This window comes from Arthrobacter sp. H20, from assembly GCF_000520515.1.
Classification (GTDB): domain Bacteria; phylum Actinomycetota; class Actinomycetes; order Actinomycetales; family Micrococcaceae; genus Arthrobacter_D.
Map to the genome: position 1 here is coordinate 25,704 of NZ_KI914738.1, position 11,481 is coordinate 37,184.

Genomic DNA, 11,481 nt, shown 5'->3' on the forward strand with positions numbered 1-11,481 from the left:
CGCGGAGCGGCAGCCATTACGCCGGGCGGCCGAGTCCCCTGACTGCTGCGACAGCTGCGCTGACGGCTCGCGCCGTCAGGGCAATGTCGCGTTCGGTGGTGGAAGTGGTCCAGGAAAACCGGACGGCGGTCTGGGCAGTTTCCCCGTCGATGCCCAGGGCCAGCAGAGTTGCTGACGGTTCGTCGCTTCCGGCGGCGCACGCCGATCCACTGGAGCAGACCACGCCGCGGCGTTCGAGTTCCAGCAACACTGACTCGCCACTGGTTCCCGGAAAACAAAACGATGCAAGATTTGGTAGCCGCTGCCCCGGGTCTCCGGTCAGGATGGCACCGGGGACGGTGTCCAGCACGTGGTTGATCAGGTAGTCCCGCTGGGCGGTTGCTGCGGGGACCGCAGCAACCCGTTCACCCTGCGCCAGGGCAAGCGCCGTAGCGAATCCCACGGCTCCGGCAACGTTCTCGGTTCCGGACCGCCTTCCACGTTCCTGCCCTCCCCCGTGGATCAGCGGTTCCACCCGTGTGCGACCCGCCACATACAGCAGGCCGGTTCCCTTGGGTGCGCCTAGCTTGTGACCGGACAGCGTCAATGCGGCGACTCCCAGCTCGGCTACCGTAAGCGGCAGCCAGGCACCCGCCTGCACCGCGTCCGTGTGGAGGGGTACTCCTGACGCCGCGCAGATGTCGGCGAGCGCCCTCACCGGCTGGACTGTCCCCACCTCGTTGTTCGCATACATGATCGAGCACAGGGTGGTGCCGGGGGTCAGCGCTGCCGTGAGGGAATCAGGCTCAACGAGACCGGTGGGCGACACCGGGACCACAGTGATCCGAAAGCCATGGAACCGGCGCAGGTAGTCGAGTGATTCCAGGACAGCTGGGTGTTCGATGGCACTGGTGACCAGATGGCGATCGCGCGGAGTGGCGAGCGCTATGCCTTTCAGGGCGAGGTTATTGGCTTCGGTGCCACCCGAGGTGAACGTGATCTCGGATGGACGGCACCCCAACACCGTTGCGGAGGTCTTCCGTGCAACGGTGAGGGCCTGAGCTGCTGATTCCCCGAGGCTGTGGTTGCTGGAAGGGTTACCGAATTCCGAACTCAGGAGCGGCCACATCGCTGTGAGCACCTCCTGACGCACCGGGGCCGTGGCGGCGGCATCCAGATAGATCATCTGGCGGCTCCGGCTTCGGCTCCGGCCGCTGCTGGGATGCCGGCGTCGGCCGCTGCTGGGATGCCGGCGTCAAGACTGAGATCGATATCCAGCCCCAGGTCAAGTGAACGCACGCTGTGGGTCAGAGCACCTGAGGAAATGATATTCACCCCGGTGCGAGCAATGGCTGCGACCGTATCCAGCCGGACGGTGCCGCTGGCCTCAACCAGTGCACGACCACCCACCAGCCGCACTCCAGCTGCCAGCTCGTCGAGGGTGAAATTGTCGAGCATTATGGTGTCCACCCCCGCGGCCAGCACCGGCTCAATCTGATCAATCCTGTCCACCTCCACCTCAAAGTGAACTGTGTGGGGCAGCCGAGCCTTGGCCGCGACCAAGGCACCGGTAAGCCCTGTGGTGCCGTCCCTCGTCAACAGGGCCAGGTGATTGTCCTTGGCCAGGACCGCGTCCGAGAGGCTGAAGCGGTGATTGAATCCTCCCCCGCAGCGGACGGCGTACCGCTCCAACACCCGCAGGCCCGGCGTGGTCTTCCGGGTATCGACGATCCGTGCTCCGGTACCGTGCACTGCCGTGACGAACTGGGCAGTCAGGGTAGCGATCCCGCTGAGCCGCTGGGCCAGGTTCAGCGCGATCCGTTCGGCGGTGAGCACCGACCTGGCTGGCCCGGCGAGGACAGCGAGGACAGCGCCGACGTCGAAGGTGTCACCGTCGTTCACCTGGAACTGCACAGAGGTGCGCGGATCGGTCAGACGCAGAGCCGCCTCGATCACCTGCTGGCCGCAGAAGACCCCTGCTTCCCTGGCAACGACTGAGGCCCGCGCGGCCGCGGCGGCAGGGATCAGGGTATCCGAAGTGATATCTCCCCAGGGCGCGTCTTCGGCGAGCGCCATGGCAACGATCCGATCGACGTCGGCAGCGGCCGGCTGCCCGTTCGGCACTCTCATGACTGGGCCCTTCGGTAGGAGTTGAGGTGGGGGACGCTGCCCTCGGGGTAGCGAGAGGGGAAGTCGGTTCGGTAGTGAGCACCTAGCGATTCTTTCCGGGCCCCCGCCGCATGCACCAGCAGCCGAGCTGTGAGGAGCAGGTTGCCCGTTTCGCGCTCCTCGAGTGTTCCGGTGGCACTGGAGAACTGCTCGAGTTGCTTGGCAGCTACCTCCAGGCCGGCCCCGCTGCGCGTCACCCCTGCGTGGTCTGACATCAGGCGTTGCAGGGTGCGGCGCTCGCAGACGTCGTTCCGGGCGCTGTCTGGAAGCTCAAGCGGTGCGGCGCTGAAGACAGGCCAGCCGTCGTCGTCGGCGGTTAGCGCGTCGACTGCCCGGCCGGCGAAGACCAGTCCCTCCAAGAGAGAGTTGGAGGCCAGCCGGTTTGCGCCGTGGACCCCGGTGCAGGCGGCCTCCCCCACTGCGTAGAGGCCAGGGAGGGAGGTCCGCCCCCACAGATCGGTTTGGATACCACCCATCCAGTAGTGCGCGGCCGGGACAACTGGCAGCGGTTCAGCAGACCAGTCGAACCCGTGAGCAGCCGTAAGCCGATGCAGGGACGGGAACCGGGCGGCTAGGAAGTCCGCCCCGCCGAGCCCTGTGGCGTCAAGGTACACCCGTTCCTCGCCGCGTTCCCGCAGATGGAGGGCGATGCTGCGGGAGATGACGTCCCGCGGCGCCAGTTCGGCAGCCGGGTGATAGCCGCTCATGAACCGTGTACCCGACTCGTCGATCAACACCGCGCCCTCCCCCCGGACTGCCTCCGAGATGAGCTGATTGCCGGGGACAGCCAGCGCCGTGGGGTGGAACTGGAAAAACTCGAGGTCCTTCACGACGGCGCCAGCGCGCCAGGCAGCCGCCAGCCCATCCCCGGTAGCGACTTCAGGATTGGTGTTGTGGGTGAACAACTGCCCCGCGCCACCCGTGGCAAGGATGACAGCATCGGCGGCGAGCCTGCTGACAGCGCCGTCCCGCAGGATCTGGGCTCCCGTCACCGTTGGGGCGTCAGCACCATCGGTGTCCAGGTCAGCCAAAAACGCGTTCTCCAGCAGGGTGATCCCCGGGTCCTGCCGGACTGCGGCGATCAGGGCAATGGCTACCGCCGCTCCGGTCGCATCTCCGCCAGCGTGCAAAATGCGCGACGTCGAGTGCGCCGCTTCCCGGCCGAGGGCCAGCTCTCCGGCAGCAGTGCGGTCGAAGGGGGTTCTCAGGCTCACGAGAGCGTCAATGTGGTGGGCCGCCTCGGCGCAGAGGACCTGCACCGCTTCCGGCAGACAGGATCCGCTGCCAGCGACGAGCGTGTCGGCAACGTGGCTGGCAACAGTGTCATGATTGGCGGCGTCTTTTTCAGCGCTGTCTTCTGCAACAGCGTCTTTTTCGACAGCGTCTTCTGCGACACCGGCTTTTTCTACACTGGCCCCGCCCGGACCAGCCAGGCGGTCCACTACCGCCGCTGGGACCGGGAGCACCGCCGCTATCCCACCCTGGGCGTGCCAGGTGTTGCTGTCTTCCAGTTGGACCTTGGTGATGAGGGTGACAGCGGTTCCGGGCGCGGCCCGGCGCAGGCGGAGCGCCGAGTACAGCCCGGCGATGCCGCTGCCCACCACCAGGACATGCCGAGGCGGGCTGATACTCATGGCTGGACGGCCAGCATGCGTTCCAGCGCCACCCGGGCCGGCTCGGCGACTGAGTCGTCGACAGTGATCCGGTTGAGAACCGTGCCCTCGACGAGCGCCTCGAGCACCCAGGCAAGATAACCAGGGTGAATGCGATACATGGTGGAACAGGGACAAATCACCGGGTCCAGGCAGAAGATAGTGTGCTCCGGATGCTGGCTCGCGAGCCGGTTAACCATGTTGATTTCAGTACCGACGGCGAAGGTGGTGCCAGGCTCAGCTGACTCGATGGCCCTGCGGATGTAATCGGTGGAGCCCGCTTCATCAGCCGCATCGACCACCTCCATGGGGCACTCCGGGTGGACGATCACGCGGACTCCTGGGTATTCGGCTCGCGCCTGCTCGATCTGGCTCACTGAAAACCGCTTGTGCACCGAGCAGAATCCGTGCCACAGAATGACCCTGGCATCCTGCAACGCTGACTCCTCATTTCCCCCGAATGGCTTGCGCGGGTTCCACAGGGGCATCTGCTCCACCGGTACGCCCATCGCTTTGGCGGTGTTCCGCCCCAGATGCTGGTCGGGAAAGAACAGGACCCGCTGACCCCGCTGAAACGCCCATTCGAGGACTGCTGCGGCATTGGAGGAGGTACACACGATCCCGCCATTGCGTCCGCAAAAGCCCTTCAGCGCGGCTGAGGAGTTCATGTAGGTGACGGGAATGACCGGGACGCGACCGTCGTCGTCGGGCTCGGTTCCAAACAGCTCAGCGAGATCGTCCCAGCAGTCGGTTACCGATTCGATGTCCGCCATATCGGCCATCGAGCAGCCGGCGGCCAGATTGGGCAGGATCACTGCCTGGTCTGGCCGGGAAAGCATGTCAGCTGTTTCCGCCATGAAGTGGACCCCGCAGAAGATGATGGCCTCTGCCTCCGTCTTCTCAGTGGCGGCGCGGGCCAACTGGTAGGAATCCCCCACGAAATCGGCGTACGTGACAACCTCGTCGCGCTGGTAGAAATGACCGAGAATAACCGCCCGGTCGCCCAGTGCTGCTTTGGCGGAGAGGATCCGGGAATCGAGCTCCTCATTGGTGGCCACCCGGTATTCCTCCGGCAACTCTCCCTGTCGCGGGGTGGACATTGGGGCCTTGTCCCCCATCGAGGCTCCCGGCCCGTAGGTGGGTAGGTTTTCCGCGTCGACAGCCCAGGGGTCTTTGGCAAGGGCTGGCGAGCACGTGCTGACGCGCTGGCCCTGGGCTTGCTCACGGGTCACAAGCTGGATAGTGGTGGTGACACTGGTCATGGTTTGCTCCTGGGCGTTAGTCGACGGAGGTGGTGGCTGATGCTGGGCTGGCCTGGGCACCGAAGGTCCCTGCCGTCCCGGTGTAGCGGTAGAGCCGGGGCGGCCGGTGGCGCACGCCCTGAAGGTAGTCATCGGTGGCAGTGATGTCTGGGGTGACGCGGAGTTGGCGGCGGAAGTTCGCCGGGTCAAGGTGCCGGTCAAGGACTGCCTCGTAAACCTCCCTGACCTGCGCCAGGGTGAATGTCTCGCCGAGGAAGTGGTAGGCGATCGAGCCGTATTCCATCTTGCTGCGGAGCCGCCATAGGGCGTAATCCACAATGGCGTTGTGATCGAAGGCAAGATCTTCCAGCCGATCTGCGCGAAACCATCTCACATTCTCGGATTCACGGGTCAGAGCCGCCTCGTCCGGTTGGACAAGCGCCCAGTAGACAATCGACACCAGCCGTTGCGAAGCGGCCCGGTCGAGTGCGCCGAAGGCGTAGAGCTGTTCCAGGTAGTTCGGTACCAGCCCGGTGGTCTCCCGCAGGTTGCGCGACGCGGCGTCCTGGAGCGACTCGACCTGGGCAAGCGGGCCTCCCGGCAGTGCCCACTTGCCCAGGTGCGGCTGCCTGATCCGTCGAACCAGCGGCAACCAAAGGGTAGGGCGGCCCGAGGTAGCACTGGGCCGGAGCGCGAAGATCACCGTGGAGATGGCAAGAGCTGGTGGCTGTAGCTGCCGCTCGGAGACGTTTGCTGCGTCTGTGTACATCGAAACCCCTTCACTCCACCACTTAATGTCATTTTGACTCTAACTAATATTAGCTCTACTCCACCGGTTCTCCAACCCGCCCACCATCGAGTCAACACAAATGACCGATTCGGGGAGGATTATCGGTTATATCTGTTGACTCGGGGGGCTGTCAGTGGGCGCGGGAAGATTCGTACTCGGCGGCAGCCCGCATCAGCGGCAGGGTTCGTCCTTCGAAGTGGGTATTGAGCACAATGACAGTCGAGGACCGCACCACCGTCCGGGTGGCAATGATTGCATCGATCACCCGCTGCAGGTCAGGGTTGGATCGGGTCGCCACCTTAGCCAGGAGGTCGCTCTCCCCCGAGACGGTATGCACCTCCTGAATCTCGGGAATCTTGGCCAGGGCGGCGACCACTGCGTCATGCCCGGAGTCCTGATGAATGATCAGCGAGCAGTAGGCGACCACCGGGTACCCGAGGCTGCGCGGCTCGATCCGGGGGCCCCACCCAGCAATCACCCCGTCCCGCTGCATCCGATCCAGCCGCGCCTGAATGGTGGCGCGCGCCACCGCCAGCCGCCTGGACGCCTCAAGCACGCTCATTCGCGGGTCATCAGTGAACAGTTCAGCGATCTGGGAATCGAGCGAGTCGATGGCCATGGAGTACCTCTCGCGTGCAGGTGGTGACGGGCAGGTGTTGTGTCTGGGACAAATAGTGACTACTGTCACAGGCGTTGGTCTATTGACCAAGCGGCAGGGGTGGGTTCGACGGCGCACGTGCTCCTGTCGCTTTTTTTGTGTCATCAGCTCCCCAGCCTAGCGAACACTCTGTGCAGCAATCGAGCAAAAGGTGCTGCATTTCGTTACATTCTGCGCAGGTAGCACTACAAAGATTGCAGCGACGGCGTTTTGGACGTACCGTCGCTCCAGCAGAGTGACTTCAATCATAAGGACGGCAATGAACTCCACTCCCACCCCTCCCGAGGAGGAACTGACTGAGCTGTATCGACTCCTGGTGACAGTGCGTCAGCTGGATATCGCTGCCGTCCGCTGGCAGCGACAGGGCATCATTCCGGGCTACGCTCCCCTGCTCGGCCAGGAGGCCGCCCAGGTTGGCAGCGGCTACGCAGTCGATACCGCCCTGGACTTCGTCTTCCCTACCTACCGGGAGATGGGCGTGGCCCGGGCCATGAAGGTCGACATGGTGCAGTACATGGCCACCCACAAAGCCACCTGGCACGGCGGCCTCTATGATCCAGCGGCCACCCACCTCGCACCCATCCAGGCTGTCGTCGCCGGCTCAGTCCTCCACGCTGTCGGCTGGGCACACGGCCAGACTCTGAGCCAGCACGAGCGGAAGCCCGGGACCGGGAGCCCAGTGGCTTTGACCTACTTCGGCGACGGCGCCAGCTCACAGGGTGACGTCCACGAAGCGATGAACTTTGCCGCAGTCATGAAGGCTCCGGTGATCTTCTTCGTGCAGAACAATGGCTGGGCGATCTCAGTTCCGACCGCAGCCCAGGTTGCCGGTGGGACGGTAGCAGCGCGTGCCGCCGGATACGGGATGCCGTCCCTGACTGTGGACGGGAACGACGTCGTCGCCGTCCTGGCAGCGACCCGGCAGGCGATAGAGCACTGCCGCGCGGGGCACGGGCCCATGCTGATCGAGGCCAACACCTACCGCCTGGGTCCACACTCCACGAGTGACGATCCCGGCCGGTATCGCTCGCTCGCCGACGAGCAGGTGGCCCGCAGCCTCGATCCTGTGCTGCGCTGCGCGGATCTGCTGAGGGTCGAGTACGGAACGCAGGCGGCGTTCTTCGAGGCTGTCCAGGCCGACGTCGAGGCAGAGACTGAGCGCGTGCGCGAAGGACTGGAAGCGCTCGAGCCACGGCCGGGCGCCGACATGTTCAAGTACGTTTTCCAGGAAAAAACACCAGCCCTGGAACTCCAGGAAGCAGCATGGAGAGGGGAATCAGAACATGTCTGAGCAGACGGCTACGGCGGAGGGCACCGCTCCTGTCCCAACTGAGCCCGAGTCCCACCTCGAGCACCTGTCGATGCAGCAGGCGCTGAACCGGGCGCTGGCTGAATCCCTTGCAGAGAACTCCAAGACCCTCATTTTCGGCGAGGACGTCGGGCGCCTGGGTGGCGTCTTCCGAATCACCGACGGATTACAGCAGCGCTTCGGCGCCGACCGGGTCTTTGACACCCCGCTGGCCGAGTCAGGCATCCTGGGCATGTCGGTGGGGCTCGCGATGGCTGGATTCCACCCCATCCCGGAGGTGCAGTTCGACGGGTTCGCCTACCCGGCGGTCAACCAGATTATCTGCCAGATCGGCCGAATGAACTATCGCAGCCGCGGCACGCTCCCCATGCCCATCACACTGCGGGTTCCCAGCTTCGGCGGTATCCGCGCACCCGAACACCACGGCGAGAGCCTCGAAAGCCTCTTCGCTCACGTGCCGGGGCTCAAGGTGGTCTCACCGTCGGACCCTCACCAGGCCTACCACCTCCTCAAACACGCCGCCCAGCGCCCGGATCCCGTGATCTTTATGGAACCGAAGGCCCGCTACTGGCAAAAGGGGCAGGTCGACACTGCCGACGGCGGTACCCTCGAGGGCGCCCGTGTTGCCCGCAGCGGACGGCACGTCACCCTGATCGCCTGGGGCGCCATGGTAGCGCGCTGTCTGCAGGTCGCGGAGCTCGCGGCCGAGGACGGAATCGACGTCGAGGTCCTGGACCTGCGCTGGCTGAAACCGATCGACGCAGCAGCGCTCGCCCTCTCGGTGTCGAAGACCCGGCGCGCCGTCGTCGTCCATGAAGCCCCCCGCACCAGCGGACTGGGCGCGGAAATCGCAGCGCTCGTGACCGAACAGTGCTTCAATGTCCTGAAGGCACCAGTGGAAAGGGTTACGGGCTTTGACGTGCCGTACCCGTCAGGTGATCTTGAGGACGAGTATGTACCGAACATTGACCGGATCCTCTTCGGCATTCAACGAGTATTGGAGCACCGCCGTGGCTGAACTTCCCTTCCCGCTACCCGACCTCGGTGAGGGCCTGATCGAGGCGACGGTGCTTGAGTGGCTGGTCGCTGTGGGCGACACCGTTGAACGCAACCAACCCCTGGTCGAGGTGGAGACCACCAAGTCGGCCGTCGAACTGCCGTCCCCACAGGCCGGAACAGTGGTTAGAGTTCATGGTGAGCCGGGCGAGGTGGTTAAGGTGGGTGACCCGCTGATCGTTTTTGAGGTCCCGGACAACACGGCCGGCATTGTGGGAACTGTGCCGCAGGACCACGCACCCAAGCGACGGGTGCGCCTGAGCCCCGTCGCCGACGACGACTGAGCGCTTCAACCTGAGGGAGATCGACATGGGACGGCACCGGGACCACCTCGTAGAGGGCATCGACCCGCACCTGTTCGTTGAGGAACACAGCCCAGCGGAGGAATCCACCTTCCGTCCGGTGCTGCTGCTGCACGGGTTCGCGTCATCGACCAAGCTGAACTGGCACGATTCGGGCTGGGTGAGGGCCCTGACCGACGCCGGTCGCCGGGTCATCACCGTCGATCTGCCGGGCCACGGCCAGAGCGCCTCGCCCGAGGAACGTGACGCCTACGCGCCGAGCCGGATCCGTGCCGATCTGCTGCAGGTGCTGCAGGACTCGCACGTGATTCCCCTGGATGAGTCGCAGCCCGCCAGCGGGGTAGATATCATCGGCTACTCGCTCGGCTCCAGGCTGGCCTGGGAATTTGGTGCCACCCAGCCTGATCTGGTGCACCGGATGGTGCTGGGCGGACCTGGCTCAGCCGATCCGCTAGCTGATTTCGACCTCGCCGCTGCACAGCAGTACCTGGCCGATGGCTCAGTGATTCACGACCCTTCGACAGCTGACCTTCTCCGGATGGCCCGGCTGGTGCCCTCCCACGACGTCTTTGCACTCCTCACCATGGTTGAGGCCATCAAGGGTGAACCCTTCAGCGCCGCGGAAGCCGTGCCGCAGATGCCGTTACTGCTGGTCGCTGGTGAGAAGGACGACCGCGCCGCAACTATGCCTGAACTGGCCGCCCTCAGCAGTCACGCCGAGACCCTTTGGCTACCCGGGCGCACCCATACCAACTCAGTGACGTCCCGGGCGTTCAAAACAGCTGCCATTGACTTCCTCAACGGATAGGGCGGCCGCATCCCCGAGGGCCCAGTGCGGCGCGTCGCTCCGCACCCCCGAAAGTACGATAGCGTTGCATAGTCAGCGGGCTTAGCTTCACTAGCTGATTGCCGCCGACCGTACCGTGAGGACCCCGTGAACCTACTCCTAGCGCAGCGGTACCGAACGGGCGAGCTCCTCGGCACAGGTGGCGCGGCCGCCGTGTACCGGGCGGTTGACCAGAACCTTGGCCGCGATGTGGCGATCAAGGTTTTCAACGCCAGCACCTCCAACGACGACGACTACCGCCGCCAGCACACCGAGACGCTGCTCCTGGCCACGTTGAATCACCCGGGTTTGGTCACACTTCACGATGCAGGAATCCACGAGGATGACTCAGGCAGGACCACCAGCTTTCTGGTGATGGAGCTTGTTGCTGGCCGGGACCTGAGAATTTTGCTCAAGGCCGAACGCCTAGACCCGCTCGAAGTGGCCCAACTCGGCGCCGACCTGGCCGATGCCCTTGCCTACGTCCACTCAAGGGGTGTCATCCACCGCGACGTAAAACCCGCCAATATCCTCCTGCACAGGACCGGCGAACATGACACCCGCAGGTACTCCAAGCTGACCGATTTCGGCATCGCCCGGATGGTTGATGCCTCGGTCGCCACTGCAACCGGCGCGACCATCGGCACTGCCAACTACCTGAGTCCGGAGCAGGCGCACGGCACTACAGTTGACTACAAGTCAGACATCTATTCGCTCGGTCTGGTGCTGCTTGAATGCCTCACCGGCGAAAAGGCGTTCCCGGGTCCGGTGGTCGAGGCAGCTGTTGCACGGCTCCTGAGGGATCCTGAGGTGCCAGCCTCGCTTGGCCCGGCCTGGGTTTCACTGCTCACCAGCATGACCTTCCGCAGCGCCCAGTTGCGTCCCGACGCGCACGAGGTTGCCCTCACCTTGCGGGAATTCGCAGGAGGCGCCGACGACGCTCAACCGGCCGATTCCCCTAGCCAAGGCGACGCCCGCCGGACCCTGCAAGAGTTGATCGGCCACGACTCTGCCCCGACCGATTCCTCAGGGCCCATCACCGGTGGGATCACCACCGGCAACGTCTACATTCCGGCACCGCCAGCCCACGCGCCGACTCTGGGATAGGCCTTCCCCACGTCGCTGGACCCGAGGCGTACCGAATCCCCAACTACTGGCTCCGTCATCGCCGTCTCACGGCGTGTCCTGCCGGGACACGGCGTGAAACGCTCAGTACCTAGTGTAGCGTGTCGTTGATTCCTTTGGGGCTGATTGTTTGTCAGACTTGATTCATGGTTTATTTGGCGAGGGCATTGGAGTTGCGTGACGGGGACAAAGGTGCCCTGGAGGCGCTGACTCGTGGGAAAGCATCGACCGCGACAGTGGCTCTGCGGGCGCGGACGGTTTTGTTGGCTGCCGACGGGGTGCCGAATTTCCAGATCGAGAAGATGACAGGGTTTTCGGCGCCAACCGTTTTGAAGTGGCGCAATCGTTATGCCGAGGGCGGCATCGAGGCCTTG

12 protein-coding genes are annotated in these 11,481 nt (G+C 64.6%); 6 read left to right on the forward strand and 6 right to left on the reverse strand.

What is annotated here, in order from left to right; genetic code table 11:
- Positions 1-16: 16 nt before the first annotated feature.
- The 6 genes from Y703_RS0111955 to Y703_RS0111980 all read right to left on the reverse strand — a co-directional run bounded on the left by Y703_RS0111955 (position 17) and on the right by Y703_RS0111980 (position 6,450).
- Positions 17-1,165: a cysteine desulfurase family protein gene (locus Y703_RS0111955; protein ID WP_026552879.1), complete on the reverse strand. Its 1,149-nt coding sequence runs from the start codon at positions 1,163-1,165 to the stop codon at positions 17-19.
- Positions 1,162-2,109: a carboxylating nicotinate-nucleotide diphosphorylase gene (gene nadC, locus Y703_RS0111960; protein ID WP_026552880.1), complete on the reverse strand. Its 948-nt coding sequence runs from the start codon at positions 2,107-2,109 to the stop codon at positions 1,162-1,164. The genes Y703_RS0111955 and nadC overlap by 4 nt, the downstream gene beginning before the upstream one ends.
- Entirely contained in the window at positions 2,106-3,782 is a 1,677-nt protein-coding gene (gene nadB / locus Y703_RS19650) for an L-aspartate oxidase (protein WP_035764907.1), read from the reverse strand. Before nadB ends, nadC begins: the two co-directional genes overlap by 4 nt.
- Positions 3,779-5,062 (reverse strand): quinolinate synthase NadA, encoded by a 1,284-nt coding sequence (gene nadA, locus Y703_RS0111970; protein WP_026552881.1) that lies wholly within the window; start codon positions 5,060-5,062, stop codon positions 3,779-3,781. The genes nadB and nadA overlap by 4 nt, the downstream gene beginning before the upstream one ends.
- A 16-nt stretch (positions 5,063-5,078) precedes the next feature.
- Positions 5,079-5,810 carry an NUDIX hydrolase gene (locus Y703_RS19655; RefSeq protein ID WP_051427545.1) on the reverse strand — a complete coding sequence of 244 codons (732 nt, stop codon included), beginning with the start codon at positions 5,808-5,810 and terminating at the stop codon, positions 5,079-5,081.
- A gap of 151 nt (positions 5,811-5,961) precedes the next feature.
- Positions 5,962-6,450, reverse strand: coding sequence for an Lrp/AsnC family transcriptional regulator (locus tag Y703_RS0111980; protein WP_026552882.1), 489 nt, complete (start codon positions 6,448-6,450; stop codon positions 5,962-5,964).
- Between the two features lie 298 nt (positions 6,451-6,748).
- Here Y703_RS0111980 and Y703_RS0111985 point away from each other — a divergent pair, with 298 nt between their 5' ends.
- The 6 genes from Y703_RS0111985 to Y703_RS0112010 form a co-directional block, all read left to right on the forward strand.
- Positions 6,749-7,780, forward strand: a complete 1,032-nt coding sequence (locus Y703_RS0111985) for a thiamine pyrophosphate-dependent enzyme (RefSeq protein ID WP_026552883.1) — start codon at positions 6,749-6,751, stop codon at positions 7,778-7,780.
- A complete protein-coding gene (locus tag Y703_RS0111990) occupies positions 7,773-8,816 on the forward strand; it encodes an alpha-ketoacid dehydrogenase subunit beta (protein WP_026552884.1) in 1,044 nt (347 codons plus the stop codon). The genes Y703_RS0111985 and Y703_RS0111990 overlap by 8 nt, the downstream gene beginning before the upstream one ends.
- Entirely contained in the window at positions 8,809-9,138 is a 330-nt protein-coding gene (locus Y703_RS0111995; RefSeq protein ID WP_026552885.1) for a biotin/lipoyl-containing protein, read from the forward strand. Before Y703_RS0111990 ends, Y703_RS0111995 begins: the two co-directional genes overlap by 8 nt.
- A gap of 25 nt (positions 9,139-9,163) precedes the next feature.
- Complete coding sequence (locus Y703_RS0112000; protein WP_026552886.1) at positions 9,164-9,964, forward strand: alpha/beta fold hydrolase; 801 nt, start codon at positions 9,164-9,166, stop codon at positions 9,962-9,964.
- A gap of 126 nt (positions 9,965-10,090) precedes the next feature.
- Entirely contained in the window at positions 10,091-11,089 is a 999-nt protein-coding gene (locus Y703_RS19660) for a serine/threonine-protein kinase (RefSeq protein WP_035764908.1), read from the forward strand.
- 164 nt (positions 11,090-11,253) lie between these two features.
- Positions 11,254-11,481, forward strand: a 228-nt coding sequence (locus Y703_RS0112010; protein ID WP_026552887.1) for a helix-turn-helix domain-containing protein, incomplete at its 3' end; no start/stop codon positions are given.